The 241-nt window shown below is 50.2% G+C and carries 1 protein-coding gene; it reads left to right on the top strand.

The annotated features are described in order from the left end of the window. The coding region (locus FDX22_RS19605) for a radical SAM protein (protein WP_146717654.1) at positions 1–241 on the top strand (241 nt) is incomplete at both ends.

Here is a 241-nt window from a genome sequence, read left to right as displayed (position 1 = left end):
AGAAGTCGTGACCTATCGTCACTTTATGAACGCATCCGGTGGTGGCGTAACGGCATCCGGCGGAGAGGCCATTCTCCAGGCTGAATTCGTCCGTGATTGGTTCCGTGCCTGTAAAAAAGAAGGGATTCATACCTGTCTTGATACTAACGGTTTTGTTCGCCGTTACGATCCAGTGATTGATGAACTGCTGGAAGTCACCGACCTGGTGATGCTCGATCTGAAACAGATGAACGACGAGATC

Origin of the sequence: Citrobacter sp. TBCS-14, assembly GCF_005280805.1 — a bacterium.
Lineage (GTDB): Bacteria > Pseudomonadota > Gammaproteobacteria > Enterobacterales > Enterobacteriaceae > Citrobacter > Citrobacter gillenii.
Note: the sequence above shows the minus strand (reverse complement) of the source record. Positions and strands in the feature narration are given on the sequence as shown.